The following is a 25,373-nucleotide window of genomic DNA, read 5'->3' as shown; positions in this document are numbered from 1 at the left end:
TGTCCCGCGCGGTCGCCCAGCACGTGGAGCGGCGGGTCTTTCTCCACGCCAATCGCACCGTGGTGTTCGGTCGCTAAGTCGGTGACGCCGGGGCCTGATATCGAATGCCGCTGTCCATGGCTCCTCTCCCGCGCGGTCGCCCAGCACGTGGAGCGCCGGGTCTTTCTCCACGCCAATCGTACCGTGGTGTTCGGTCGGTAGAAGATCAGGCCACCGGGGGAGCGCGGCTTCGCCGCGCGAGCTCCTGATCAGCAAAAAAAGGGCGCCTAATGGCGCCCTCTCACGTTGCTAGGCCTGCCCGTCAGGGAGGCCCTACTGAGCCGGGTAGCGGGTGGCCTGGAGGGAGTCCTTGATCTTCTTCAGGTGGCCGAGGAAGTCTTCGCCGCGGCGCAGGGTCACGCCGGTGGCGAGCACGTCGATCAGCGCCAGGTGGATCATTCGCGAGGTCATCGGCATATAGACGTCGGTGTCCTCCGGGGTGGTGACCTCCAGGGTCTCGGTGCACTCCTTGGCCAGGGGCGAATCGGGGGCGGTGATGCCGAGCACCACGGCGCCGTTCTCCCGGGCCAGGCGGGCGATCTCCACCAGTTCCCGGGTGCGCCCGGTATAGGAGATGATCACCACCACGTCGCCGGTATGGCAGGCGGCGGCCACCATGCGCTGCATCAGCACGTCTTCGTAGGCCATCACCGGCAGGTTGAAACGGAAGAACTTGTGCTGGGCGTCCTGGGCCACCGGGCCCGAGGCGCCGAGGCCGAAGAAATGGATCTGCTTGGCCTGGATCAGGTAGTCCACGGCGCGCTCGATGCGCTTGGCGTCCAGGGCGCGGCGGGCATCGTCCAGGGCGGCCACGGTGGCGCCGAAGATCTTGTCGCCGTAGTCGGCGGCGCCGTCGTTGCGCTCCACGTTGCGGCTCACGTAGGGGGTGCCGCCGGCCAGGCTCTGGGCCAGCTTGATCTTGAAGTCCGGGTAGCCCTTGGCGTCGAAGTTACGGCAGAAGCGGTTGACCGTGGGTTCACTGACCGAGGAGGCCTGGGCCAGGGCGGCGATGCTCATCCCGGTCGCCGAGGCGGGGTCCTGGAGGATGACGTCGGCGACCTTGCGCTCGGAGCGGTTGAGCTCGTCGAGGCGGGCGCGGATGCGTTCGATCAGGTCATGGCTGGCCATCGTGGGTCGCGTTCTCTCTGCTAACTTGGGCGGTGACTGGGACGTTGAGGCGCGCCCCTGTGACTCGATCCCGGGCGCGCTATCATGTAGTTATTTCACTACATTGTCTGGCACTATCCTAGACGGTCACTCCTTAGGACGCTAGGCATGGGCGCCGGGTAGACGATCGAGGGTGACACTTTGGTTGTAAAATTACTTAAAATGGTTGCCTTTGTTGGCATGAATAACGTATTTTTTAGGTAAGTTAACCATTTTTCCAGAGGGTGCGGCATGACCCAAGAGACCCGTTCCGTCGCCTCGGCGACACCCAGCGTCGACCTGGCGATGTTCGGCGCACTCGGCGACCTGGCCCTGCGCAAGCTGTTTCCGGCGCTCTATCACCTGGAGCGGGAGGGGCTGCTGGGCGAGACCACCCGCATCCTCGGCCTGGCCCGCCAGACCCTGGAGACCGCGGCCTTTCGCGACAAGGTCACCGCGGCGCTGAAGACCCACCTCAAGGGTGAGACCCTGGACAAGGCCTGCCTGGCCCGCTTCCTGGAGCGCCTGGAGTTCCTCAGTGTCGACTTCGCCAAGCCCGAGGGCTATACGACCATCCGCGACTGGCGCCGGCAGGCCCCGGATGCCCGCCCGCTGATGATCTACCTGGCGGTGCCGGCGAGTATCTATGGCGCCATTTGCCATAACCTCAAGGCCGGCGACTGCCTGGACGACAGCGCCCGGGTGGTGGTGGAGAAGCCGATCGGCTACGACCTGGACTCCTCCAACGCGATCAACGACGCCATCGGCGCCGTCTTTCCCGAGTCGCGGGTCTATCGCATCGACCACTACCTGGGCAAGGAGACGGTGCAGAACCTGATCGCCCTGCGTTTCGCCAACCCCCTGTTCGGCACCCAGTGGAACCAGAACCATATCTCCCATGTGGAGATCACCGTGGCCGAGAAGGTCGGCATCGAGGGGCGCTGGGGCTACTTCGACCAGGCCGGCCAGCTGCGCGACATGGTCCAGAATCACCTGCTGCAGCTGCTCTGCCTGATCGCCATGGACCCCCCCTCCAACCTGGATGCCGACGCCATCCGCGACGAGAAGGTCAAGGTGCTCAAGGCCCTCAAGCCGTTTACGCCGGAGGTGCTGGAGCGGGACGTGGTGCGCGGCCAGTATATCGCCGGCTCGGTGGATGGCCAGAGCGTGCCGGGCTACCTGGACGAGGAGGGCGCCAATACCACCAGCCGCACCGAGACCTTCGTGGCCATGAAGACCGAGGTGGCCAACTGGCGCTGGGCGGGGGTGCCCTTCTACCTGCGCACCGGCAAGCGCATGCCGGAGAAGCTGTCGCAGATCGTCATCCACTTCCGCCAGCAGCCGCACTATATCTTCGACCCGGATCAGCGCGGCCTGGCCAGCAACAAGCTGATCATCCGCCTGCAGCCGGAGGAGGGCATTGCCCTGCAGGTGCTGACCAAGGACAGCGGCCTGGACAAGGGCATGCGCCTGCGCCCCGGGCCCCTGGACCTCGACTTCAACAGCGCCTTCCCCAAGTCGCGGATTCCCGATGCCTACGAGCGCCTGCTGCTGGAGGTGATGAAGGGGCAGCAGTACCTGTTCGTGCGCCGCGACGAGGTGGAGTATGCCTGGCGCTGGATCGATCAGCTGATCGGCGCCTGGGAGGCCCGCGACGACGCGCCGCGGCGCTACCCGGCGGGTTCCTGGGGGCCGGTCGCCTCGATTGCGATGATTACCCAGGATGGTCGTAGCTGGTATGAAGACTATTAAGGACAGCCGATGGGCCCCTGGGGCCGGTGGCGGCGCTTTCCAGACCGCCATGATCACCCAGGATGGTCGTAGCTGGTACGAAGATTATTAGCCACCGCCAAGCATGAGGATTACTACGATGAGCGATCTGTCCCGTGAACATCTGGCCAGCCAGTTGGCCGAGGCGGTGGCCGAGGCGCTGCGCGAGGATCTGGGCCGCCAGGAGCGGGCCCTGCTGGTGGTCTCCGGGGGCTCGACCCCCAAGCCCTTCTTCACCGCGCTGTCCCGGGCGGAGTTGCCCTGGGAACGGGTCGACGTGACCCTGGCCGACGAGCGCTGGGTGGCCGAGGACGCCGCCGACAGCAATGCCCGCCTGGTCCGCGAGACCCTGCTGCGGGGCCCCGCCGAGGCGGCCAACTTCGTGCCCCTGACCAGTGACGCCGCCACACCCGAGCAGGGCGTGGCGGAGGTCGCCGAGCGCGTCATGGCGCTGAGCTGGCCGGCCAGCGTGGTGATCCTCGGCATGGGCGGCGACGGCCATACCGCCTCGCTGTTCCCCGACAGTCAGGAGCTGGGGCTGGCCTTGAGCACCGCCGAGCCCCTGGTGGCGGTGCGCACCCCCAGCCAGCCCCAGCCGCGCATCACCCTGAGCGCCGACCGCCTGCATCAGGCCCGCCGCCACTTCCTGCACCTCAGCGGCGAGGACAAGCGCAGCGTCCTGGGCCGGGCCCTGGCCGGCGATGACGTCCGCGAGTTGCCGATCCGCGCCTTCCTGGCCTGCCCCCTGGCGATCTACTGGGCGCCCTGATTTTCCGATTTCCCGGCCGGGTGTGCCGCGCCCGCCCCGATGTGGAGTGTTTCAATATGACCATCGACAAACAGCTGCCTTCCACCCGCACCACCGAGATCGACAGCATCTGCCTCAAGGCGGAGGTGATCCCGGTGATCACCATCGAGCGCCTCGAGGACGCCGTACCCCTGGCCCGCGCGCTGGTCGAGGGCGGCCTGACGGTGCTGGAGGTGACCCTGCGCACCGACTGTGCCCTGGACGCCGTGGCGCGTATGAAGGCGGCGCTGCCCAAGGCCAGCATCGGCGTCGGCACCGTGCTGACCCCGGCCCAGTATCGCCAGGCCGAGAAGGTCGGCGCCGACTTCGTGGTTACCCCCGGCGCCACCGAGGCCCTCTACCGCTACGGCGTGGAGAGCCCGGTACCCATGCTGCCCGGCGTGGCCACCGTCTCCGAGCTGATGACCGGCTGGCAGTACGGCTACCGTCGCTTCAAGTTCTTCCCCGCCGAATCCAGTGGTGGCGTCAAGGCGATTAAGGCCTTCGGCGCGCCGATTCCCGAGGCGCGTTTCTGCCCCACCGGCGGCATCACCCTGGACAACGCCGCCGACTACCTGGCGCTACCCAATGTGATGTGCGTGGGCGGCTCCTGGCTGACCCCCAAGGCCCTGATCGAGGCCGAGGATTGGGACGGCATCCGCGACCTGGCCCGCCAGGCCGCCGAGCGCTTCCACCACTGAACTCTGTACCGCTTCTCTCTCGACAGCCCGCTCGTAGCAAAGCTAGTGCTGTGCCTTCGACCCGCCACCCGGCGGGTCTTTTTTTGCCGATGGCTCCTGTCAGCGCCCCGCCCTGAGTGGGCGAGGCGTGGGATCGAGTCGGGGGCGGTTCAGCGGGCCGCCAGGTCCTCCCGGGTGGGCAGGGCGGCATAGGCGCCGGGGCGGGTCACCGCATGGGCGCCGCAGTGGCTGGCGGTGGTCAGCGCCCGGGTCAGGAAGGCATCGTCCTGGTGCCAGTCGCTGGCGATGCCGGCGCTCTCCAGGTGGGTGGCCAGCTCCGCCAGCAGGCCGCCGATAAAGGCGTCGCCGCCGGCGGTGGTGTCCACCGCCTGGACCCGGGGCGGGGCCACGCTCAGCTCGCGGCCGGCGCCCAGCAGGCGCACCGCCTCGGGGCCATCGGTGATGACGATGGCCCTGACCCCGGCGGCCAGGCGCTCGGCCAGCCAGGCGGCTTCGGGGTGGTCGCCGCGCAGGTCGTCGACCTCCTCCCGGGAGAGCTTGAGCAGGTCGGCGCCATCCAGCAGCCGGGTGACCAGGGGCGCATCGGCCCGGCCGCCCGCCCAGAGGTTGTGGCGCAGGTTGGCGTCGACGCTGACCAGGCAGCCGGCCCGGCGGGCCATCTCGGCCATGGCCAGGGTGGTCTCGGCGATTTCCGGCTCGGTGAGGCTGTTGCTGCACAGGTGCAGGATGGCCGGTTCGGCGAAGACCCCCTGGGGCAGGTGCTCCAGGCGGTAGAGCAGGTCGGCGGCGGGCGGCCGGTAGAAGTCGAAGGTACGCTCGCCCTGGGCGTCCCGGGAGACGAAGGCCAGCGCCGTGCGCGCCGCCCGGGTGCGTACCACGCCGCCGGTGTCGACGCCGTGGGCGGCCAGTTGCTCGGCGATGAAGTCGCCGAAGTGGTCGTCGCCGAGCATGCCGAGGAAGCGACTGGGCACGCCGAGCCGTGCGCAGGCCACCGCCACATTGGCCGGGGCGCCGCCGGCGTAGGGGGTAAAGGTCTCCGGGGCTTTGCCGGCCGCCTCGCCGAGGCGGCTGGAGAGCATATCGACCAGGGCTTCGCCGAAGGCGATCACCGGGATCATTGGGCCTGCTCCTTGCCGCGCTTGGCCTTGCCGCCCTTGGCGGGGCTGCCTTGCTCGGGCGCCGTCTTGGCCGCCTCGGCCTGGTCGGCGGCGCGGGCCGGATCGCGGCCCGGGAAGTGCTGACGCACCAGGGCCAGCAGCCCCTGGGTGGAGGCGTCGAAGTCCTGGGTGCGTTCGTCGATGCGCTCGCTGATCTCGCCGGCGATGCGCTTGCCCAGTTGCACGCCCCACTGGTCGAAGGAGTTGATGTTCCAGATCACCCCCTGGACGAACACCTTGTGCTCGTAGAGGGCGATCAGGGCGCCGAGGTTCTTCGGCGTCAGCTCGTCGAGCAGCAGGGTGCTGGAGGGGCGGTTGCCGGGGCAGCTGTAGGGGTCGAGCTGGCCGCCCTCCTGGCTGCCCTCCATAAAGGCGTTGGCCTGGGCCAGCATGTTGGTGAGCAGGGCGAAGTGATGATCCTCGAAGCCCGGCTCCGGCTTCAGCGAGGCGATGAAGTCGATGGGCACGAAGCGGGTGCCCTGGTGGAGCAGCTGGAAGAAGGCGTGCTGGCCGTTGGAGCCGGTCTGGCCCCAGACGATGGGCCCGGTCTTGTAGTCGACGGGGTGACCGAAGATATCCACCGACTTGCCGTTGGACTCCATGTCCAACTGCTGCAGGAAGGAGGGCAGCTGATGCAGCGCCTGGTCGTAGGGCACGATGGCCTGGGTCTCGGCGCCCTGGAAGTTGATGTACCAGATGCCGATCAGCGCCATCAGCACCGGCATGTTCTCGGCGAAGGGCGCGGAGATGAAGTGCTCATCCATCTCGTGGGCGCCCTCCAGCAGTTCCATGAAGCCGTCGAAGCCGATGGACAGGGCGATGGGCAGGCCGATGGAGGACCACATGGAGTAGCGGCCGCCGACCCAGGCCCAGAATTCGAAGACGTTCTCCTCGCGGATGCCGAACGCCATGGCCGCCTTGCGGTTGGTGGAGGCGGCCACGAAGTGGGCGCCCACGTCGGCGTCCTCGCCGGCGTTGTCGAGGAACCAGCGCCGCGCCGTCTTGGCGTTGAGCAGGGTCTCCTGGGTGGAGAAGGTCTTGGTGGAGACGATAAACAGGGTGGTCTCGGGGTCGAGGCCGTTGAGCACCTTCTGGATATGGGTGCCGTCGACGTTGGAGACGAAGTGGAAACTGAGTTCCGGATGGCGGTACTTGAGCAGCGCCCGGCAGGCCATGTTGGGGCCCAGGTCGGAGCCGCCGATGCCGATGTTCACCACGTCCTTGATGCGTTTGCCGCTGTAGCCCTTCCACTCGCCGCTGCGGATCGCCTCGGAGAAGCGCTGGATCTGCTCGCGGGTGCGGCGAATCTCCGGCATCACGTCTTCGCCGTCCACGAAGACCGGGGAGTCGCCCAGGTGGCGCAGGGCGGTGTGCAGCACCGGGCGATCCTCGGTGACGTTGATGATATCGCCGGAGAACATCTGGGCGCGGCGCTGCACCAGGGCGGAGTGGTCGGCCAGCTCCAGCAGTTTCTCCAGCACCGCGTCGGAGACCAGGTGCTTGGAGTAGTCGAGGAACAGCCCGCCGACCCGCAGGCTCATCTTGTCGAAGCGCGCCGGGTCGGCGGCGAAGTAGTCGTGGATGCGGTCCTTGGCGGTCTCGCGGCAGAGCCGCTCCAGGGCTTGCCAGGTGACGCTACGGGTCAGCTGAAACATGGGTTCCTCCGGGTCATCGGTATCGTTGTTTGGGGAAACTCAGGCCACGCGGTGGCTGCGTGCCGCTTCCAGCAGGGCATACCAGGCGGGCGGCGACAGCTCGGGGGCCTGTCGCAGGGCGTCCAGGCGCTCGGGCTTGAGGGTGCCCACCACCGGGGTGGGGCGACCGGGCAGGCGGCGCAGCCAGGCCAGGGCCAGGGCGCCGGGGCTGCAGCCGTGGGACTCGGCCTCGGCGGTCAGCACCCGGCCCAGGCGGTCCTCAAAGACGCTGCCGCCGCCCAGCGGTGACCAGGCCAGGGGCGTCAGGCCATCGCGCAGCAGGGCGTCGTAGCTGCCGTCGAAGCACGGCGCGCTATGGCGCAGGGAGAGCTCCAACTGGTGCACCGTCAGCCTCTGGTGCATGGCGCCCTGCAGGCGCCGCCACTGCTCGGGCAGGAAGTTGGAGACCCCGGCGGCGGCGATCTTGCCGGCCGCCACGGCGTCGTCCAGGGCGCGGCCGGTGGCCTCGGCATCCATCAGCGGGTCGGGGCGATGCAGCAGGAAGTGGTCGAGGCGTTCCACGCCCAGGCGCGCCAGGGCGGCGTCGATGGCCGCGCCCAGATAAGCGGGTGAGGCATCGTAGTGCTTGACCGCATGGCCGGAGGCGTCGCGCTGGGGAGTGACGATGCTCGCCTTGGTGACGATGCGCACCCTCGAGGCCAGGCCCGGGCGGCGCCTGAGGGCGGCGCCGAACAGCGCCTCGCCCTGGCCGTCGCCGTAGATATCGGCATGGTCGAACCAGTCGAGGCCCTGGTCGAGGCGCGCCTCGATCCAGTCGGCCAGGCGCTCGGGGGGCTGCAGCTCCCGGGCCTCGTGGAGGCGCATCATGCCCAGTACCAGGGGCACCTCGAAGGCGCTCATGGGGTGTCCTCCGCGAGGGAGAGGGTGGTGCCCAGCAGGTGCTGGGCGCCGGGCACCAGCCACACCGGGTCGAGGCGGGTATTGGCGGACTCGACGCAGAGGAAGTGCCGGGCCGCCGCGGCGGCGGTGTCCTCCGGCAGGGCCTCGCCGGGGTGCCAGATCACCGCCGAGTCGCTGCCTTGGCGGGCGATGCGCAGGCGACGCCGGCCGTCGTCGAGAAGCAGCTCGGCGTTGCTGTGGTAGATGCGATCCACGCCGCCACGCACCCCCAGCTCGCCCTGCTGTTCGGCCTCGGCGAAGTCGCGGTGCTTGTCCAGGTAGCGGGCCCCGGCCAGCCCCTCGACGCGGCAGGCCTGGGCATCGCTGACCGCCAGGTAGCTGTGCAGGGCGCCGCTGAGTTTCACCGGGGTCTCGCCGGTGTGTTCGGTGATCAGTTCCACGTGCAGGCGGTTGGCGTTGGCCTGGACCATCAGCCGCGGGCTGAGCTGGCTATGCAGGCGGGTCTCCGGGGAGAGGTGCAGCTCGACGCCGCCCTCGTGCTCGTCCACCGCGTCCAGGCGCCAGTCCGCCTTGCGGGCGGTGCCATGGAAGGGGCCGCTATGGTCTTCCGTTTCGTCCGCATAGCGCTCATCGGCGAACCAGGGCCAGCACAGCGGGATGCCGCCACGGATCGCCCCGGGCAGCGCCTGAGGCGTGGGGGTCACCCAGAGCCAGCCGCCGCTCGCTGGGTCGCAGGCCGGCTGAAAATGGAGTACCTGGGCGCCCTGGAGGGAGAGTGCCAGCTCCCCCCAGGCCTCGTTGGCCAGCCACACCTCACGGCCTTGCCATTGGGTGCGGCGTTGGCCCTGGGTGGCATCCAGCAATTGGCGCAAGGAATCGGGAATCATCGGGGCTCTCCTGGGGACGTTAACAGGGGTCAGTCGACCTCGGGGTTGTGGAGGGCCTCGGCGGCGCCCAGCAGGCCGGGCCAGGCGGCGGTGACCACCTGCACCGGGATCGCCCCGGTGTAGTCGCCCATGCGCCCCTTGGCGGCGAAGGCCTCGCGGAAGCGGCTGCGCGGCAGCCACTCGAGCAGCCGCGGCAGGATGCCGCCACACAGGTAGACCCCGCCCCGGGCGCCCATCGTCAGGGCCGCATCGCCGCAAACGTCGCCGAGGATCTTCAAAAACCGCAGCAGGGTATCACGGGCCACCGGGTCCGCTCCCGCGGCCTCGCTGACCTCGGCGGGGTTGGCATAGCGGGGCGGGGCGCCCTTCAGGGAGCAGTGGGCCAGGTAGAGGTCGAGCAGCCCCTGGCCGCAGAGGATGCGCTCCACGCTGACCCGCCCGTAGCGGTTACGGAAGTGGCGCAGCAGGTTCTGCTCCCGCTCGTCGGTCGGGGCGAAGGTGACATGACCGCCCTCGGTGGGCAGCGGGATCCAGGCCCGGCGGCCGGGGAAGAGGCCGGCTACACCGAGGCCGGTGCCGGGGCCGATCACCAGCCGGGCGGTGTGTGGCAAGGCCTCGCCGGGCTGCACCTCGACGAGGTCCGACTCGGTCACATGGGGCACGCCCAGGGCCTGGGCGGTGAAGTCGTTGATCACCTTGAAGAGCGTCAGCCCCAGGGCCTGCTGCGCCTCGCGCCGGGAGAAGGCCCAGTGGTTGTTGGTCATCTTGATCCGGTCGCCGCGGATCGGGCAGGCGAAGGCCAGGCACGCCTCCCGGGGCGCCTGGGCGCCGGTGGCGCCGACCCGCGTCAGGTAGTCGTTGACCGCCTCCACCAGGCCCGAGTAGTCGGCGCAGGGCAGGCTGAGGATATCGTGGGGCTCGAAGCCGCCGAGGGTCACCAGGGCGAAGCGGGCATTGGTCCCGCCGATATCACCTATCAATGCCGGTCGAATCATCGGGGCGGTTCCCTTAGGCGTCTTCGTCGTGGATCTGGCCGGCCTGCTGGGCTAGGTCGTCGGCCTCGAAGCCGCCGAACACCGAGGCGCCGTGTTCGGAGCCGCTGGCCAGGTGGCGGAAGCCGGCGAACAGCTCGCGGCCCAGCCCCTGGTGGTAGTGCTCCAGGTGGGGCTCGCCCAGCTCGCGCTCGGCCAGATCATGGGCGGAGACCTTGACCTCGAGGGTGCCGGCATTGGCGTCCAGGCGAACCACGTCGCCGTCGCGAAGCCGTGCCAGGGGGCCGCCGTCGAGCGCCTCGGGGGTCATATGGATGGCCGCTGGGACCTTGCCTGAGGCGCCGGACATGCGCCCGTCGGTGATCAGCGCGACCTTGAAGCCGCGATCCTGGAGCACGCCCAGGAAGGGGGTCAGCTTGTGCAGCTCCGGCATGCCGTTGGCCTTGGGGCCCTGGAAGCGCACCACCACCACCAGGTCGCGGTCCAGCTCGCCGGCCTCGAAGGCCGCCTTGAGCTGGTTCTGGTCCTCGAAGATGCGCGCCGGGGCCTCGACGACGCGGTGTTCCTCGGCCACCGCCGAGACCTTGATCACGCCGCGGCCCAGGTTGCCATCGAGCACGGTGAGCCCGCCGGTGGGGGCGAAGGGCTCGGCGACGCCGCGCAGCACGTCGGCGTCGAGGCTCTCGGTGGGGCCCTCGCGCCACACCAGCTCGCCGTCCTCGAGGAAGGGCTCCTGGGTGTAGGCGGTCAGGTCGGTGCCGAACACCGTGGGGATATCGGCGTGGATCAGGCCGGCCTGGATCAGTTCGCGAATCAGCAGGCTCATGCCGCCGGCGGCCTGGAAGTGGTTCACGTCGGCCTGGCCGTTGGGGTAGATGCGGGTCAGGCTGGGGGTCACCGCGGAGAGCTCGGTGAAGTCGTCCCAGGTGATGGTGAGCCCCGCTGCGGCGGCCATGGCCACCAGGTGCAGGGTGTGGTTGGTGGAGCCGCCGGAGGCTAGCAGGCCGACCATGGCATTGACGATGGCCCGGGCATCGACCTGCTTGTAGAAGGGGCGATAGGTGCCGCCGGCCTCGCTGTTGCGAACCGCCTGCTCGGCCGCGTAGCGGGTCAGCGCCTCGCGCAGCGGCGTGCCCGGGTTGACGAAGGAGGCGCCGGGCAGGTGCAGGCCCATGATCTCCATCATCAGCTGGTTGGAGTTGGCGGTGCCATAGAAGGTGCAGGTGCCGGGGCTGTGGTAGGAGGCGGACTCCGCCTCCAGCAGCGCCTCGCGGCCCACCTTACCCTCGGCATAGAGCTGGCGGATGCGTGCCTTCTCCTTGTTGGGCAGGCCGCTGGGCATGGGACCGGCGGGGACGAAGAGGGTCGGCAGGTGGCCGAAGCGCGCCGCGCCGATAAACAGTCCCGGGACGATCTTGTCACAGACGCCCAGGTAGAGGGCGGCATCGAACATGTTGTGGGACAGGGCCACGGCGGTGGCCATGGCGATCACCTCGCGGGAGAACAGCGATAGCTCCATGCCCGGTTGGCCCTGGGTGACGCCATCGCACATGGCCGGCACGCCGCCGGCGTACTGGGCGGTGGAGCCCATGGCTCGGGCCGCCTCCTTGATGATCTCCGGGTAGCTCTCCAGGGGCTGGTGGGCGGAGAGCATGTCGTTATAAGACGAAACGATGCCCAGGTTGGCGCTGTTCATCAGCTTGAGGCGGCCCTTGTCGGTCTCGCCGCAGGCGGCGAAGCCGTGGGCCAGGTTGCCGCAGGAGAGCTCGCCCCGGTGCACGCCGCGGCGATGCTGGGCCTCCATGCGCGCCTCATAGAGGGCGCGGCGTTCGGCGGAGCGTTCGGCGATACGTTGTGTCACACGATTGACGACGTCATTGAGCGGGGGCGTCTGGGCGGTCATGGCAACCTCGTCTGGGTGAAATGGAGGGGTATCGCCGGCCCGGCGATCTCCGATGTTGTAAACTTAGCAAAAAAACACCTTGAAAGCTCCCCGACTTTGGGCCAAATTGGGGGGCATAGATAGTAATCTTTCAGTGTTACGGACGTCGGCTCCCGATCCGGGCCGTCGTCATCGACTCGACAGCACAAGAACGCGAGGATGCCAGCATGACCCTACGTGTCGCGATCAATGGCTTTGGCCGCATCGGCCGCAATGTTCTTCGGGCCCTCTACGAAAACGGTTATCGTGACCGGGTCCAGGTGGTCGCCATCAACGACCTGGGCGATCCGGCCCTCAATGCCCTGCTGCTGCAGCGCGATAGCGTCCATGGCCCCTTCCCGTTCAAGGTCGAGCACGACGAGGAGAGCCTTAGCGTCGACGGCGACCGCATCGCCATTTCCTCCCAGCGCGACCCGGCCCAGTTGCCCTGGTCGTCCCTCAATGTCGACCTGGTGATGGAGTGCACCGGCCTGTTCACCAAGCGCGAGGCCGCCGCCAAGCACCTGGAAGCCGGTGCCGGCAAGGTACTGATCTCCGCCCCTAGCCCCGATGCCGACGCCACCGTGGTCTACGGTGTCAACGAGGACGTGCTGGAGGCCGGGCACCGGGTGGTCTCCAACGCCTCCTGCACCACCAACTGCCTGGCGCCGGTGGCCAAGGCCCTGCAGGATGCGGTGGGCATCGAGAATGGCCTGATGACCACGGTGCATGCCTACACCAACGACCAGAACCTCTCCGACGTCTACCATAGCGACCCCTATCGGGCGCGTAGCGCCACCCAGTCGATGATTCCCACCAAGACCGGCGCCGCCGCCGCCGTGGGCCTGGTGTTGCCGGAGCTCGACGGCAAGCTGGACGGCCTGGCGGTGCGGGTGCCGGTGATCAATGTCTCCCTGGTGGATCTGGTGTTTACCGCCGGCCGCGATACCACCAAGGAAGAGATCAACGCCATCGTCGCCAAGGCCGCCGAGGCTTCCCCGGTGCTGGCGGTGAATGCCCAGCCGCTGGTCTCCATCGACTTCAATCACGACGCCCACTCTTCCACCTTTGACGCCAACCACACCCGCGTCAATGGTCGCCTGGTCAAGGTCATGGCCTGGTACGACAACGAGTGGGGCTTCTCCAACCGCATGCTGGACACCGCCCTGGCCATGGCCGCGGCGCGCTGATCCGCCCCCGGCACGATATGGCGTCGCCATGCCCACGGCGACTCACGGCTCCGCTCCGGTGTCATGGTGACGTCATGTCCTGCGCTTCACGGGTGCCTTCGGGCACCCGTTCTCGTTTTTGCCGCGACGCTTGACTTCGGCGCTGGCCAACGGTGCTTGTCCGGCGCTAAGCTGCTAGGCTTAGGCCCATCAGCGATGGACGCTGAATGGTGACTAACATGGAGCAGCCGCCGTGACTGGCAGAGTGAGATTCCCACCCCCCGTCGATGTGCAGCCCCTGCTGGGGCTCTCGCTTCGCGATACCCAGAAGGGCCGTGAAGGGCGAATCGTGGGCGTCGATCAGTCCCAGGCCACGCCGGTGCTCTGGGTCTGCTGGGCGCCCGGCCAGGGTAGCGAGCGGGTGGAACTGACCCGCGAGCAGTTCGATGCCCTGCTGGCCGCCTGCCGTCCCCCGGCCCCCAAGCCGTCATACCGGGCCGCCGAACCCACGGCCGACACCGATACTCAGACAGAGCCCCGACGCCAGGTCGCGCGGCGTTAATCTCCCGTCTTCTTCGCATTGTTTGGCGGCGCCCACTTTCCCGGTGGGCGCCGCTTCGCTATGGTCGAAGCCTTGCCATTTGAGATCGTCGCTCGAGACTCTGCCCTATGCCTGGACCTGTCCGCCCCGCCCTGCGGGTGCAGTCGCTGGCCGCCATCGACGAGGTGGCCGCTCCCCACTGGAATGCCCTGGTCGCTGACGATTATCCCTTCCTGCGCCACGAGTTCCTGGCCGCCCTGGAGGCGAGCGGGGCGGTGTCCACCGCCACCGGCTGGACGCCGCGGCACCTCTGCCTATGGCAGGGCGAGCAACTGGTCGGGGCCCTGCCGCTCTATCACAAGAGCCACTCCCGGGGCGAGTACGTCTTCGACTGGGGCTGGGCCGATGCCTGGGAGCGGGCGGGGGGGCGCTACTATCCCAAGGCCCTGAGCGCGATTCCCTTTACCCCGGCGCCGGGGCCACGCCTGCTGCTGGCCTCGCATATCGACCCGGTGGAGGCGCGGCGGCAGTTGGCGGCCCAGTGGGAGGGCAGTGCGCTGTCCGGCTGGCACCTGCTGTTTGCCGAAAGCGCGGAGGTCGATGCCTGGCTCGAGGCCCGGCCCGAGCTGATCGTGCGCCATGGGGTGCAGTTCCAGTGGCAGGATGCGGGCTTCGGTGACTTCAATGGCTTCCTGGCCGCCCTTACCTCCAAGCGGCGCAAGGCGATTCGTCGCGAGCGGCGCCGGGTCGCCGAGCAGGGGCTGCAATTGGAGCGCCTGGAAGGCGAGGCCATCGATGAGGTGGCACTGTCGCACTTCTACCGCTGCTACTGCCTGACTTACCTGGAGCGGGGCCAGCGTCCTTACCTGCCGCTCGAGTTCTTCCGGCGCCTGAGGGCGACCATGCCCGAGGCACTGCTGCTGGTGCGAGCCCGGCTGGAGGGGCACCCGGTGGCGGCGGCACTCAGCCTGCAGGGCGCCCGTACCCTCTATGGCCGTTACTGGGGCAGTGAGGTGATGGCCGACAGCCTGCATTTCGAAGCCTGCTACTACCAGGGTATCGAGCACTGCCTGGCCAAGGGACTGAGCACCTTCGACCCGGGCACCCAGGGCGAACACAAGCTGACCCGGGGCTTCGCACCGCTGAAGCTGCGCTCCCTGCACCATATCGCCGACCCACGGCTGCGCGACGCCGTGGTGCGTTTCTGCACCGAGGAGGCCCGCCACCTGAGCGCCTACTGTACCGATGCCGAGGCGGCACTGCCGTTCAGGACATAAGGTGCCATGACGTCTATAGTTGGTAGGGTATGCTGAAATGTTACCGACTGTTTCAAATTGTATTTATCTTTATTGTCACTCTTTTATATAACAGTCTGTCGCCTGTGCGAAACATCCTTTTCGCACAAAAATATCAGCCACTTGGGTCGTTTATGCGCCGAGGTGGAGGGAGGAAGAATGGCCTCACTGGCACGGGTGCTGCTACTGGGAGAGAGTTGCAACTATCATGAACCGGTTCGTGAGTTAAAGAAGAAGGGCTGGGCGATTGAGCCGGTGAAAGAGGGCCATGGACTGAATGCTAAGGAGTCCGACCCGAGTCTTCGGGTCGGACTGGTTATCCTAGACCGCTGCACCATGGAGACTCTTGGTCACATAGAGGCGTTTATGCTTAAAAGTCAGCACCCCTGGGTGGGGCTGCTGGACGAAGAAGCGCTGGAGGTGGCCGGGATAAGGCGGCTGCTGCTCGATCTCTGCCAAGGTTTTCTTTGTCATCCGGTCGATCCACCCTGCCTGGAGTTACTGCTTCATAACGCCTTGGCGGTGGCAAGACTGCAACAGCAGGAGAGCGAATATCAGATACGCACCGAAGCCGAGTCCGGTGAATATGAGATGGTAGGGACGACGCCGGTGATGTGGCAGCTGTTCAAGACGATTCGTAAGGTCGCGGCGGTGGATGCCACGGTCTTTATCCATGGTGAGTCGGGAACCGGCAAGGAGCTGACGGCGCAGGCGATCCATGAGCGTTCGGCACGGGCTTCCGGCCCCTTTCATGCGGTCAATTGCGGGGCCCTGCCCGATAACCTGATTCAGTCGGAACTCTTCGGCCATGAGAAGGGCGCCTTTACCGGGGCGGCCCAGCGCAAGGTAGGGCGAATAGAGGCTGCCGACGGTGGTACCCTCTTCCTCGATGAGATCGGTGATCTTCCTCTGGAGCTCCAGGTCAATCTCCTGCGCTTCCTGGAAACGCGCCGCATTCAGCGTGTGGGAGGCCTCGAGGAGATCGCCGTGGATGTGCGCATCCTGGCGGCGACCCATGTCGATCTGGGCCGGGCGGTCAAGGAGGGGCGCTTCCGAGAAGATCTCTACCATCGACTCAATGTCTTGCAGATCGAGGTGCCTGCCCTGCGTGATCATTCCGAGGATATCGAGATCCTGGCGCGCTTCTTCTTCCAGCGTTTCTCTCACGAAAAACCGGTTTGTCTGAAGGGCTTTTCCAAGGAAGCTCTGACGGTGATGCGTCAGTACCACTGGCCGGGGAATGTCCGGGAGCTGATCAACCGAGTACGACGGGCCATGGTGATGTGTGAGAACCGGCTGATTCAGCCGGAAGACCTGGGTATCGAGCGGCGGCGTATCCAACGCCATGTGATGACGCTGGAGGAAGCCAGGGAGCGAGCCGAGAAGCATGCCTTGATCGCTGCGCTGGGGCGTAACAAGGCCAGAATCAATTCGGCGGCCAGTGAACTCGGTGTCTCGCGGGTGACCATCTATCGGCTGATGGAGAAGCATGGGGTATGCCGTGAGTCGTTAGCCTAGCCGGGATTACCGTCCGGAGTCATAGAAAAGCCCCGCTATCCAAAGGGATGGCGGGGCTTTTCTGTGTCAATGGCTAATGCTTCGACCTGTCGTTTCACTATGTCAGCGACGAATCACTGTGACGTAAAATTCGCAAAACATTGATTCTTCGACATTAATACCTGATTTCTTCAGGCGCGTCGGCGGCCTCGGCGCTGATCTGTTTCATGGGGCTTACATTTTCAGATGAGCCGGTTTTTTAAAATACATAAAAATCAGTGGTTTAAAAGTTGGCATGAGGATTGCTCTATTAAATTGTGAGTAGGGTGTGACAAAAGGTAATTCCGGGGCCGTTGGCAGAATCAAGGTGACAGCCATATTGCCCCGCTCGACAACACTAGCCGTGAGATCCAGAGATGAAGCTTATAACCCGCCACTTCCTCCGCAATAAGGCATCCCGCTGGTCCGCCAGTCGTCGGGTGATGCGCAGTGGAGTGCCGGGACGCTTCTGGGTCGCAAGCCTAGGTAAGGGCCTGATGACCGCGGCAGGGGTGGTTGGTTTTTCCTGTGTTGCCTGGGCCGCCTCATCGCAGGGTGAAGTGCCGGAGGTCTGGAGGGAAGGGGTGACGCAGGAAGAGATAACGACAGTGGCAGTAGCGCCGCTAACTGATCACCAGCTGGAGCAATTAAGAGGCAGGTTCGTGGCCCCGGAAGTATCCCACGGCGATGGCGTCATCCTCTGGGATGAAAGACCGGGGCAGACCGGGCAGGGAGGGCACAGGCCGGGTTCCTCTAACCTGTCTACCGGAACGCTGAATCAACAGGTCACGCGAGTCGAGACGCAAAGGGATAGTAGACCATGAATACCATGACTTCTAAGCCAAGTCTCAAACCAGCCATGAGATCGTCGATTGTCGGAGGTACGGCCCGCTGGATTATGGCAACAGTTGTCGCCAGCTTTATATCATTTCCCGTTGGTGCAGATACTCCCCGAGTATTCGAGCGTAACCCCGGCGTCAATCCGGGTGATATCGTCGTACTTCGTCGTGTCGAGCCTGCTCCTATCGGTCGAGGTGATCGCCACGCCGGGCCCATCGTCTCCAAGGTAAACACTCGAGATAGCGCCATGGAGATTCAACAACGCCTCGAGAGAGGGGGTCTGGATGTTAATCGTTTTACGGCGTTATCGGATGATCAGGCCGCAGGCGTCAGCAGTGGCGTAGTAGGCATGGGTGCCATGCATCGGATTCTTGGCACCACCAGATCGGGAGCCGAGGGCCAAGCCGGCCAGGCGTTGAGCCGTGCAGCGGGAAGCCTAGGAGGCGGTGGAGTGGCGGGAGGCATCTCCACGGCGACTTCCAATATCTCTGGCACGGTCGGGCAGGCGCTCGCACCGCTAAGCGGCAGGAACTGAGCCATGAAAAAGCGAAATAACAGGGCGCTGACCGGTCTTCTTGTCTTAGTCGGAGTGATGACCACCCTAGACGCCTATTCCCAGGAGTTGGGTGAGTTGCATAACGGCACGGTATTGGGGGGAAGTGCCCTGAGCCATATCCACGGGGTCAGTGCCACTAATATGGCGGCAGGAAGCAATAACCTGCAGAGCAATAGTGGGGTGATCGCCTTGGGACAGCAGGCCTCGACCGGGCAGCTGATATCTCAACGCGTTCATCTCGATAACAGAGGAATCCAATCGATCAATGATGTGGTTATCGAAGACCGCGCCTATCGCCAGGCAGAAGGCTGGCTATCCATCAACCAGGCGGCGGGTCTCGGAAATGTGCAGAGCAACACCTTCAGTGTGGCTCTGGGCATCGCGGCCAGCGACCTCAGCGATGCATCGCTGCAGCGGGTCCAGGCCGGAAGGGAGGGGCTGAGCGGGACCGAGGAGAGCAATTCGGGGAGTTCACGTCGAGTCGAGATCGATGCGTCGACCTTCGTGGATGCCCGGGGTGTGATCCAGGTCAGCCAATCAGCCGGTACGGGAAATGCGACGCGCAACAGCTTCCGCATGAATATGACGCTGTCGCCGTAGCATTCATAAGCAATAGGAAGGACGATTCGGTTCATTCGGGAGAAAGATCATGAAAACGTTCCAAAAAGCTCCGTTGGCTCTGGCAATTACCGCCCTGATGGTGGCCCCCTATGCACTGGCCGACAGGGATCATGAGCACGATCTATATACATCGCTAGATACAGAGTTTGAGAATGATATCTCTGTGGATCTAGAGCATAACTCAACTACCGATAAAGAGTTTGATATTCGCGTCCGTGTAAGGAGTAATCCTGGTAATTATTCCGGGGCTTTGGTTGATAGTAAACAAGTGGTAGATTACAACGAAGTGATGAATGTTGACTCGGAAAACACTGCCCGTGTGGGTGGTAATGCCGGTCGTGACTTCGGTGGTTCTGGTGGAGAAGGTGGAGAAGGTGGCGCCGTTGGTGAGGCCGTTTCCGGGAATATCGGCATTAACGTGGCCGCCGGTGATAATAATGCTCAGGCCAATGATGCTGCCCTTTCCGCTTCGGATGCCAATCGTGTCTTTGGTCAGGCCGAGGCCTACTCCGCTCAGTCTACGACTGCCAATACTGTCACTAATCACGGCAGCCCCAATGATGCACGAATGGCGGGTAGTGCCCTGCGCGGAGCGACCGGTAATATTGGCGTTAATATTGCCGCTGGCGTTGGTAATGTCCAGCAGAATTCCCTGGCGGCGTCTTCCAATACTAGCTCCGGTTCTGCTCGGGCCACCGCTGCTGGTCAGCAGACCGCCTACGCCAATTATACCGATAATTCAGGTGTGATTACCCTTTATCGTGGTAGTGAATATGAAGAGGATATTTACTTAGAAGGTACCTATAACGGTGGCACTGTCCGGGGTTCTGGTGGTTATGATGGTACCTGGAATCAGACCAATGATGTCTATCCAGAGATCTGGTTGGGTGGTGATCAGAATGAGGGACACCCTAGTAGCAGCGCCCAGTATGCTGGCCATATGGATTTTGATGACGAATCCCCTGCCGGTGATGATGGGAAGTTTGAGGGTGATGAGCGGGGACGGCTCTGGTTCCGTGAAAGTGGAAGAATGGAACTATCTGGCACCGCTTCTGGCTCCAGCCTAGAGTGGAGAGACGTGCGAGTCGATCATAGCAATACCGCTGTTCTGGGTGGCGATGCCCTGCGTGGTGCTAGTGGTAATGTGGGTGTTAATATTACCGCCGGTACCAATAATATGCAGCGTAACTCTCTGGCGATTGCCTCTTCCACCAGTGGAGCCATGGCTGGTGGTGGTGGGGAAAATTAATAGTAGGACGCCATGGACCCTCCCGGCCCGCTTCGGCGGGTCGGGAGTTATCTTGGGAGCGCCTCAGTGCCAGGGAGGATAGTGGGTAATGGAGCTTATAAGATCCTGTGCTGTCGTTTCGGTGGCTTTGCTCTGTTCGGGGGCATGGTTCTTCGATGCCCAGGCGGCGGGAGTGCGCCTGGGCACCGTCGTACCCGGGACGATGGTGACCAAGAACGTCGAGTCGATTCGCGAGCGACGCTTCGCCAATCTGATCGAACAGCAGACCGACTTTTCCTGCGCGGCGGCCTCGCTGGCCACCATCCTGCGCTATGCCTACCAGCACGACGAGATTACCGAGGCGAGTGTCCTGGAAGGCATGCTGGAGGTCGCCGACCCCGAGCTGGTGCGCGTGCAGGGCTTTTCGCTGCTCGATATCAAGAACTATGTCGAGGGGCTCGGCTTTCGCGGGCGCGGCTATGAAGTGGCCGAGGATACCCTGGAGTCGGTCTCCATTCCGGTGATCGTGCTATTGGACCTGGATGGCTACAAGCATTTCGTGGTGATGAAGCGGGCCAGCGGTGATCGCGTCTATGTGGGCGATCCGGCCCTGGGCAATCGCGTGATGCGTCGCGATGAGTTCCTGGAGGCCTGGAACGGCGTCATCTTCGCCGTGGTGGGCGAAGGCTTCGACCGCGATACCGTCTTGTTGAGTCCCAGGCAGCCACTGACGGCGCATCGCATGCAGGATGTTTTCGCGCCTTTGACCAATCAGAACTTACTCGATTTCGGTTTTCGCCATGCTGACCTTCTATAGCAGACCTATAGCGAGTGAGGCATGACCCTACGTAATGAGGGTACCGTCATGAACTGCAAGGAGAATCGAACGTATCAGGGGGTAGTAAGAACCCTCGCCCTGACGGCAATGGCTTCCAGCCTTGCGTTGGGCGGGCTAGCCCATGCCGAAGTGACCAGCTTCGACGACTTTTCGTCGGGACGCCAACTGAGCGATCAGGAGCTGGGGCAGCTCAGGGGGCGTTTCGTCGAGCGCGGCCGCTTGGTGTACTTCGGCGTGCAAATGCGTAGCGAGTGGCACACTAGCGGAGGAGGCTATCTGCGTGCCGAGACCCACTTTCGCGGTGATCTGAGCGGCTCGGCTCCACGGGTCACCTTCGAACCAAACCTGACCATGATAGAGGTGGATAGCGGCGCAGCCCTTCCGCCCAGTAATGGGGCCATGGTCGTCAATGCCGGGACCGACAATGCCTATGGTGTCGTTCAGACGATACAGGCCGGGGGAGACTTCAATTCGGCGGCCAATGATTTTCAGGTCGACGTGCGGAGTGCTGATCAATTCAGTGGGTTGGGTCAGTCGGGGCAGGCTAGCATGGAGCGGCACCTCGATTCCGGGATACGCCTGGCCGTGAATCAGGGACAGCTGGGCCCCGGTGTCGAGTTGAACATACCGGGAGTGGGACGCATCGAGCAGCGCATTGCTCCTAGGTTAGGGGTACGTCAGTCGATTCAGTTAAGCAGCAGCGGACAACAGGTCCATAACTTGGCTCGGCTGGAGCTTTATATGCAGCGGCAGCCGGTTGGTTCGGGCAATGTCGGAATGCGTCATGCCGTTGAATCGGTTCGTCATCTTGGTGTGCGCTAGCGCGCGGCCTCAACGAGGCGCTTGACTACACTTAGCCTGCCCCGTGGCGATGCTTGGCTGTCAATCGTTGAAGGGCAGCACCATGGATAACCTAGCCTCTTGGTACCAAGGAGAGCCCAGTGGATAAATGCAAGCCGATCATTCGTAAGGGAACATCGTCGCTGTGTCTTGCCATTGCCGCCCTGGGTGGCATGGGTGTAGCCACCGCTCAGGAGAGGGCCGAGGGAGAGGTGGTGCGCGAGGCTCGGCCGAGCCAGAGCGTGGAAAACGTCCTGCGCGAGGAGCATGCCCTGTTTTCCGATAGATTGACCATCGAGCCCGGTATCAACTACTCCTACTCGGATCGCTCTCAACTGGCCCTGCGAGGGTTCCTGGCCCTGGATGCGATCTTCCTTGGCGAAATTAACGTCGATACCGTCCAGAGTCACATTACCACCTTTGATATCAATACGCGTTATGGCCTGACGGATCGTCTCGAAGTGGGGTTGGGGTTGCCCTTCGTCTATCGTTCCAGCACTTATCAGTCCATCGGCGATGAGTTTTCCACCGAGCGTAATAGCGAGGCCTCGGTGTCCGAGGCCGATATCGGTGATATCAGCCTGTCCCTCTCCTATCGCCTCCTGCCCGAGACGCTGACCCGCCCCGATGTGGTCGTGAGCCTTGGCGTACGGGCCCCCACCGGGACCGACCCCTATGGTATCGCCCTGCGTGAGGATCCCAATACGAACCTGAACATTCCTGATGAATTACCGACCGGTAACGGGGTCTGGGGCGTCAGCCTGGGGGCTTCGGTTCTCAAGACGCTGGATCCCGCCATCGTCTTCGCCAACCTGGGGTATACCTACAACTTCGAGGAGAGCTTCGACGATATCTCGGCGAGCGATGGCGCCCAGCCGGGTGATGTCAAGCTGGGGGATACGATCCGCCTGGGCATGGGGACGGCCTTCGCCCTTAACGAGCGGCTGAGCCTGTCACTCTCCTACTCGCATGAGTATATCCGCCAGTCGGAGACCACCCAGAATGGCGTGACCAATAAGGTCGTGGGTAGTGAGGCCAATGTCGGGGTATTCAATATCGGCGGTACCTATGCCTTGAGTGAAGACGTTTCTGTCGTCACGAGTTTCGGGTTTGGCCTGACCGACGATGCCTCCGATATCAGCCTGACCTTCCGCATGCCCTTCCAGATCTAGGCTCCTTCACGAAACGCTTCCTACCGCCAGCGAGGCCCTCGGGGTCTCGCTGTTTTGCGACGCCTGAGGTCATGGCTCGAGAGCGGGATGGCTCCTCGACACGACTCGCCGCCACGCCGGCGATAATGGCATAATCGGCGCCGACCTTTTCGTGGATGGGATGACCCGATGCTCAAGTGGCTGGCCGGCGTGCTGCTGGTGCTGATCGTCTTGCTCCAGTATCGCCTCTGGCTCGGCGAGGGTGGCCTGCGCGAGCTCGCCGAAACCCGTGCCCGGGCCGATGCCATGGAGACGGCCAACGAGCCATTGCGGGCCCGTAATCAGCGCCTGGCCGCCGAGGTACGCGACCTCAAGACTGGCCTCGATGCCGTCGAGGAGCGGGGCCGCAGTGAGCTGGGCATGGTGCGCCGCGATGAGCAGTTCTTCTGGGTGCCCGGGGTGGTGATTGAATCGGCCCTGATCGAACAGCATGCCCTGTCCCAGGACATCGGGGAGGGCCGCCCATGAGCCGTCACCTCTGGTTGATCGTGCCCGCCGCCGGGCAGGGCAAGCGCATGGGCGCGGACCGACCCAAGCAGTACCTGGAACTGGCCGGGCGGCCGATCCTGGCACGCACCCTGACGCGGTTGCACCAGGCCTTTCCCGAGGCGCGCCTGTGCCTCTGCCTCGACCCCGATGACGACTGGTTCGATGCCCAGTGGGTGCCCTTCGCCGACTGGCGGCGCACGCCGGGCGGTGCCGAGCGGGTGGACAGCGTGGCCGGAGCCCTGGCGGCCATCGCCGAAGAGGCCGGTGCCGACGATCTGGTGCTGGTGCATGACGTGGCCCGTCCCTGTGTCACCGTCGATGACCTGCATCGGCTCAGAGACGCCGCCCGGGAGGCAGCCGCGGGAGCCATCCTGGCCGCCCCGGTGGCCGATACCATGAAGCGCGACGATGGCCGGGGCCATATCCGCGCCACCGAGCCCCGGGAGGGGCTCTGGCATGCCCTGACGCCCCAGGGCTTCGGCTATGCCCTGCTGTGTCGCGCCCTTGAGGCGGCCCGGGCCCGGGGCGTGGCGATCACCGACGAGGCCTCGGCGGTGGAAGCCCTGGGACTGGCCCCCAGGCTGGTGAGCGGGCGCCGCGACAACCTCAAGGTCACCCATCCCGACGACCTGAGCCTGGCGGGATGGATCCTCGCCGGCCAGGACGCCCCTTATTGCAACCCCGGAGAACCTGCCTGATGCGCCTGAGAATCGGCCACGGCTTCGATGTCCATCGCTTCGGCGAGGGCGATCACCTGATGCTGGGCGGGGTACGCATCCCCTTCGACCGCGGCTTCGTGGCCCATTCCGATGGCGATGTGCTGCTGCACGCCATCTGCGATGCCCTGCTCGGCGCCTGTGCGCTAGGTGATATCGGCCGTCACTTCCCCGACACCGATGCCGCCTGGGCCGGCGCCGATAGCCGCGACCTGCTGCGCCATGTCCATCGCCTGGTGACCCAGGCCGGCTACCGGCTCGGCAACCTGGACGCCACCCTGATCGCCCAGGCCCCCAAGATGGCGCCTCACCTGGCGGCCATGGTGGACCACCTGGCCGAGGACCTGGCGGCACCACGGGATGCCATCAACCTCAAGGCCACCACCACCGAGCGGCTGGGCTTCACCGGCCGTGGCGAAGGCATCGCCGCCGAGGCGGTGGTGCTGCTGGAGCGCCATGAGGGCGACGCATGAGCGAGATTCGCTGGCCACCGAACTGGCCGCGGGCCCTGGAGGCGCGCCTCGGCACGCCGCCGCCGGGGGCGTATCGCGCCACCCCCGAGGCCTTCCTGGTAGAGGAACTGCTCGACTTCGCCCCGCAAGGCGAAGGGGAACACCTCTGGCTATGGGTGGAGAAGCGCGACCTGACCACCCTCGAGCTGGTCAAGCGCCTGGCTCGGGCCTGCGAGGTACGGCCCCGGGATATCGGCTACGCCGGCCTCAAGGATCGCCAGGCGGTGACCCGCCAGTGGCTGTCGGTGCACCTGCCCGGGCGCGAGGCCCCGGAGGACCTGGCGGCGCGCCTGGGGGAGACCCCGGTGCGGCTGCTCAAGCTGTGCCGCCATCCGCGCAAGCTCAAGCGCGGGGTGCACAAGGGCAACCGCTTCCGCCTGCGCCTTACCGGCGAGGCCTGTGAGGCCGACGACTTCGATGCCCGCTGGCAGGCGCTGGTGGAGCAGGGCGTACCCAACTATTTCGGCCCCCAGCGCTTCGGCCACGAGGGGCGCAACCTGGGGCGCGCCGAGGCCCTGCTGGCGCGGGGCTGGCGCAAGCGTGCCGACCCGGAGGGCCTGCTGCTCTCCGCGGCGCGCAGCTACCTCTTCAATGAGTTGCTGGCGACGCGCCTCGCCGAGGGGAGCTGGGCCACGCCGCTGCCCGGCGAGCTGGTGATCCTGGATGGCACCGCCAGCCAGTTCTTGGTGGAGACGCCGGATGAGGCGCTCCTGGCCCGGGCCGAGCGCCTCGACCTGCACCCCAGCGGCGTGCTCTGGGGCAAGGGGCGCCTGGGCAGCCGCGACCAGGCGGCGCGGCGAGAGCAGGCCCTGACGACGGCAGCGCCGGCACTGTGTGCCGGCCTCGAGGCCGCCGGGGTCAGCCTGGGGCGGCGCGCCCTGCGCCTGCGCCTGGGCAACCCCAGCCTGCAGCGCGATGCGCATGGGGTATGGCTCGCCTTCGACCTGCCCCGGGGCGGCTTCGCCACCGCCGTGCTTCGCGAACTGATGACTCACCCGACCCTATAGCCCCCGAATCCGACGGCGC

24 protein-coding genes are annotated in these 25,373 nt (G+C 65.4%); 17 read left to right on the top strand and 7 right to left on the bottom strand.

Annotated features, from left to right (window positions below; genetic code table 11):
- Window positions 1-312: 312 nt before the first annotated feature.
- Complete coding sequence (locus HPA02_RS07315) at window positions 313-1,167, bottom strand: MurR/RpiR family transcriptional regulator (RefSeq protein WP_146802431.1); 855 nt, start codon at window positions 1,165-1,167, stop codon at window positions 313-315.
- A gap of 270 nt (window positions 1,168-1,437) precedes the next feature.
- On the opposite strand from HPA02_RS07315, the gene zwf reads away from it, so the two are divergent.
- From zwf to HPA02_RS07300, 3 genes are all read left to right on the top strand, one after another.
- Entirely contained in the window at window positions 1,438-2,937 is a 1,500-nt protein-coding gene (gene zwf, locus HPA02_RS07310) for a glucose-6-phosphate dehydrogenase (protein WP_146802430.1), read from the top strand.
- Between the two features lie 118 nt (window positions 2,938-3,055).
- Window positions 3,056-3,724 (top strand): 6-phosphogluconolactonase, encoded by a 669-nt coding sequence (pgl, locus tag HPA02_RS07305; RefSeq protein WP_146802429.1) that lies wholly within the window; start codon window positions 3,056-3,058, stop codon window positions 3,722-3,724.
- 56 nt (window positions 3,725-3,780) lie between these two features.
- Window positions 3,781-4,443, top strand: coding sequence for a bifunctional 4-hydroxy-2-oxoglutarate aldolase/2-dehydro-3-deoxy-phosphogluconate aldolase (locus tag HPA02_RS07300; protein ID WP_146802428.1), 663 nt, complete (start codon window positions 3,781-3,783; stop codon window positions 4,441-4,443).
- 149 nt (window positions 4,444-4,592) lie between these two features.
- On the opposite strand, the gene HPA02_RS07295 is transcribed toward HPA02_RS07300, so the two are convergent.
- Genes HPA02_RS07295 through edd form a run of 6 tightly spaced genes read right to left on the bottom strand, consistent with a single transcriptional unit; the run spans window position 4,593 to window position 11,937 of the window.
- Window positions 4,593-5,561 (bottom strand): carbohydrate kinase family protein, encoded by a 969-nt coding sequence (locus HPA02_RS07295; RefSeq protein WP_146802427.1) that lies wholly within the window; start codon window positions 5,559-5,561, stop codon window positions 4,593-4,595.
- Window positions 5,558-7,255: a glucose-6-phosphate isomerase gene (gene pgi, locus HPA02_RS07290; protein ID WP_146802426.1), complete on the bottom strand. Its 1,698-nt coding sequence runs from the start codon at window positions 7,253-7,255 to the stop codon at window positions 5,558-5,560. The genes HPA02_RS07295 and pgi overlap by 4 nt, the downstream gene beginning before the upstream one ends.
- 39 nt (window positions 7,256-7,294) lie before the next feature.
- Entirely contained in the window at window positions 7,295-8,155 is an 861-nt protein-coding gene (locus HPA02_RS07285) for an aldo/keto reductase (protein ID WP_146802425.1), read from the bottom strand.
- Entirely contained in the window at window positions 8,152-9,042 is an 891-nt protein-coding gene (locus HPA02_RS07280; RefSeq protein WP_146802424.1) for a D-hexose-6-phosphate mutarotase, read from the bottom strand. The genes HPA02_RS07285 and HPA02_RS07280 overlap by 4 nt, the downstream gene beginning before the upstream one ends.
- A 29-nt stretch (window positions 9,043-9,071) precedes the next feature.
- Window positions 9,072-10,037, bottom strand: coding sequence for a glucokinase (glk, locus tag HPA02_RS07275; RefSeq protein WP_186809946.1), 966 nt, complete (start codon window positions 10,035-10,037; stop codon window positions 9,072-9,074).
- A 13-nt stretch (window positions 10,038-10,050) separates the two neighbouring features.
- Window positions 10,051-11,937 carry a phosphogluconate dehydratase gene (edd, locus tag HPA02_RS07270; RefSeq protein ID WP_146802423.1) on the bottom strand — a complete coding sequence of 629 codons (1,887 nt, stop codon included), beginning with the start codon at window positions 11,935-11,937 and terminating at the stop codon, window positions 10,051-10,053.
- A 206-nt stretch (window positions 11,938-12,143) separates the two neighbouring features.
- Between edd and gap the strand changes: the two genes are divergently transcribed.
- The 14 genes from gap to truD all read left to right on the top strand — a co-directional run bounded on the left by gap (window position 12,144) and on the right by truD (window position 25,354).
- A complete protein-coding gene (gene gap / locus HPA02_RS07265; protein ID WP_146802422.1) occupies window positions 12,144-13,145 on the top strand; it encodes a type I glyceraldehyde-3-phosphate dehydrogenase in 1,002 nt (333 codons plus the stop codon).
- Between the two features lie 244 nt (window positions 13,146-13,389).
- Complete coding sequence (locus tag HPA02_RS07260) at window positions 13,390-13,686, top strand: hypothetical protein (RefSeq protein ID WP_146802421.1); 297 nt, start codon at window positions 13,390-13,392, stop codon at window positions 13,684-13,686.
- 107 nt (window positions 13,687-13,793) lie between these two features.
- Window positions 13,794-14,942, top strand: a complete 1,149-nt coding sequence (locus HPA02_RS07255; RefSeq protein ID WP_146802420.1) for a GNAT family N-acetyltransferase — start codon at window positions 13,794-13,796, stop codon at window positions 14,940-14,942.
- 177 nt (window positions 14,943-15,119) lie between these two features.
- Window positions 15,120-16,478 (top strand): sigma-54 dependent transcriptional regulator, encoded by a 1,359-nt coding sequence (locus HPA02_RS07250; RefSeq protein WP_146802419.1) that lies wholly within the window; start codon window positions 15,120-15,122, stop codon window positions 16,476-16,478.
- Between the two features lie 838 nt (window positions 16,479-17,316).
- On the top strand, window positions 17,317-17,871 hold the full coding sequence (locus HPA02_RS18615) for a FapA family amyloid fibril periplasmic chaperone (protein ID WP_503560440.1): 555 nt from the start codon (window positions 17,317-17,319) through the stop codon (window positions 17,869-17,871).
- Window positions 17,872-17,874: 3 nt separating this feature from the next.
- Window positions 17,875-18,492, top strand: coding sequence for a FapB/FapC family functional amyloid domain-containing protein (locus HPA02_RS07245; protein WP_146802418.1), 618 nt, complete (start codon window positions 17,875-17,877; stop codon window positions 18,490-18,492).
- 49 nt (window positions 18,493-18,541) lie between these two features.
- Window positions 18,542-19,762 carry a FapB/FapC family functional amyloid domain-containing protein gene (locus HPA02_RS07240; protein WP_146802417.1) on the top strand — a complete coding sequence of 407 codons (1,221 nt, stop codon included), beginning with the start codon at window positions 18,542-18,544 and terminating at the stop codon, window positions 19,760-19,762.
- Between the two features lie 88 nt (window positions 19,763-19,850).
- Window positions 19,851-20,558: a C39 family peptidase gene (locus HPA02_RS07235; RefSeq protein WP_146802416.1), complete on the top strand. Its 708-nt coding sequence runs from the start codon at window positions 19,851-19,853 to the stop codon at window positions 20,556-20,558.
- Window positions 20,559-20,579: 21 nt separating this feature from the next.
- A complete protein-coding gene (locus tag HPA02_RS07230; protein WP_146802415.1) occupies window positions 20,580-21,401 on the top strand; it encodes a hypothetical protein in 822 nt (273 codons plus the stop codon).
- Window positions 21,402-21,520: 119 nt separating this feature from the next.
- Window positions 21,521-22,591 carry a transporter gene (locus HPA02_RS07225; RefSeq protein ID WP_244945880.1) on the top strand — a complete coding sequence of 357 codons (1,071 nt, stop codon included), beginning with the start codon at window positions 21,521-21,523 and terminating at the stop codon, window positions 22,589-22,591.
- A 168-nt stretch (window positions 22,592-22,759) separates the two neighbouring features.
- Window positions 22,760-23,098: a septum formation initiator family protein gene (locus HPA02_RS07220; protein ID WP_146802414.1), complete on the top strand. Its 339-nt coding sequence runs from the start codon at window positions 22,760-22,762 to the stop codon at window positions 23,096-23,098.
- Window positions 23,095-23,817 carry a 2-C-methyl-D-erythritol 4-phosphate cytidylyltransferase gene (gene ispD, locus HPA02_RS07215; RefSeq protein WP_146802413.1) on the top strand — a complete coding sequence of 241 codons (723 nt, stop codon included), beginning with the start codon at window positions 23,095-23,097 and terminating at the stop codon, window positions 23,815-23,817. Before HPA02_RS07220 ends, ispD begins: the two co-directional genes overlap by 4 nt.
- Window positions 23,817-24,308 carry a 2-C-methyl-D-erythritol 2,4-cyclodiphosphate synthase gene (gene ispF, locus HPA02_RS07210; RefSeq protein WP_186809945.1) on the top strand — a complete coding sequence of 164 codons (492 nt, stop codon included), beginning with the start codon at window positions 23,817-23,819 and terminating at the stop codon, window positions 24,306-24,308. The genes ispD and ispF overlap by 1 nt, the downstream gene beginning before the upstream one ends.
- Window positions 24,305-25,354: a tRNA pseudouridine(13) synthase TruD gene (gene truD, locus HPA02_RS07205; RefSeq protein WP_146802412.1), complete on the top strand. Its 1,050-nt coding sequence runs from the start codon at window positions 24,305-24,307 to the stop codon at window positions 25,352-25,354. Before ispF ends, truD begins: the two co-directional genes overlap by 4 nt.
- The last annotated feature ends 19 nt before the right edge of the window (window positions 25,355-25,373 follow it).

The organism is Bisbaumannia pacifica (assembly GCF_007989625.1).
Lineage (GTDB): Bacteria > Pseudomonadota > Gammaproteobacteria > Pseudomonadales > Halomonadaceae > Bisbaumannia > Bisbaumannia pacifica.
This window is presented reverse-complemented; position numbering and strand designations above follow the sequence as displayed.

What these genes read in the sequence shown, in the direction of transcription:
- HPA02_RS07315 (WP_146802431.1), bottom strand. Translation starts at nt 1,167, where the DNA reads ATGGCCAGCCATGACCTGATCGAACGCATCCGCGCCCGCCTCGACGAG.
- zwf (WP_146802430.1), top strand. Translation starts at nt 1,438, where the DNA reads ATGACCCAAGAGACCCGTTCCGTCGCCTCGGCGACACCCAGCGTCGAC.
- pgl (WP_146802429.1), top strand. Translation starts at nt 3,056, where the DNA reads ATGAGCGATCTGTCCCGTGAACATCTGGCCAGCCAGTTGGCCGAGGCG.
- HPA02_RS07300 (WP_146802428.1), top strand. Translation starts at nt 3,781, where the DNA reads ATGACCATCGACAAACAGCTGCCTTCCACCCGCACCACCGAGATCGAC.
- HPA02_RS07295 (WP_146802427.1), bottom strand. Translation starts at nt 5,561, where the DNA reads ATGATCCCGGTGATCGCCTTCGGCGAAGCCCTGGTCGATATGCTCTCC.
- pgi (WP_146802426.1), bottom strand. Translation starts at nt 7,255, where the DNA reads ATGTTTCAGCTGACCCGTAGCGTCACCTGGCAAGCCCTGGAGCGGCTC.
- HPA02_RS07285 (WP_146802425.1), bottom strand. Translation starts at nt 8,155, where the DNA reads ATGAGCGCCTTCGAGGTGCCCCTGGTACTGGGCATGATGCGCCTCCAC.
- HPA02_RS07280 (WP_146802424.1), bottom strand. Translation starts at nt 9,042, where the DNA reads ATGATTCCCGATTCCTTGCGCCAATTGCTGGATGCCACCCAGGGCCAA.
- glk (WP_186809946.1), bottom strand. Translation starts at nt 10,037, where the DNA reads ATGATTCGACCGGCATTGATAGGTGATATCGGCGGGACCAATGCCCGC.
- edd (WP_146802423.1), bottom strand. Translation starts at nt 11,937, where the DNA reads ATGACCGCCCAGACGCCCCCGCTCAATGACGTCGTCAATCGTGTGACA.
- gap (WP_146802422.1), top strand. Translation starts at nt 12,144, where the DNA reads ATGACCCTACGTGTCGCGATCAATGGCTTTGGCCGCATCGGCCGCAAT.
- HPA02_RS07255 (WP_146802420.1), top strand. Translation starts at nt 13,794, where the DNA reads ATGCCTGGACCTGTCCGCCCCGCCCTGCGGGTGCAGTCGCTGGCCGCC.
- HPA02_RS07250 (WP_146802419.1), top strand. Translation starts at nt 15,120, where the DNA reads ATGGCCTCACTGGCACGGGTGCTGCTACTGGGAGAGAGTTGCAACTAT.
- HPA02_RS18615 (WP_503560440.1), top strand. Translation starts at nt 17,317, where the DNA reads ATGAATACCATGACTTCTAAGCCAAGTCTCAAACCAGCCATGAGATCG.
- HPA02_RS07245 (WP_146802418.1), top strand. Translation starts at nt 17,875, where the DNA reads ATGAAAAAGCGAAATAACAGGGCGCTGACCGGTCTTCTTGTCTTAGTC.
- HPA02_RS07240 (WP_146802417.1), top strand. Translation starts at nt 18,542, where the DNA reads ATGAAAACGTTCCAAAAAGCTCCGTTGGCTCTGGCAATTACCGCCCTG.
- HPA02_RS07235 (WP_146802416.1), top strand. Translation starts at nt 19,851, where the DNA reads ATGGAGCTTATAAGATCCTGTGCTGTCGTTTCGGTGGCTTTGCTCTGT.
- HPA02_RS07230 (WP_146802415.1), top strand. Translation starts at nt 20,580, where the DNA reads ATGACCCTACGTAATGAGGGTACCGTCATGAACTGCAAGGAGAATCGA.
- HPA02_RS07220 (WP_146802414.1), top strand. Translation starts at nt 22,760, where the DNA reads ATGCTCAAGTGGCTGGCCGGCGTGCTGCTGGTGCTGATCGTCTTGCTC.
- ispD (WP_146802413.1), top strand. Translation starts at nt 23,095, where the DNA reads ATGAGCCGTCACCTCTGGTTGATCGTGCCCGCCGCCGGGCAGGGCAAG.
- ispF (WP_186809945.1), top strand. Translation starts at nt 23,817, where the DNA reads ATGCGCCTGAGAATCGGCCACGGCTTCGATGTCCATCGCTTCGGCGAG.
- truD (WP_146802412.1), top strand. Translation starts at nt 24,305, where the DNA reads ATGAGCGAGATTCGCTGGCCACCGAACTGGCCGCGGGCCCTGGAGGCG.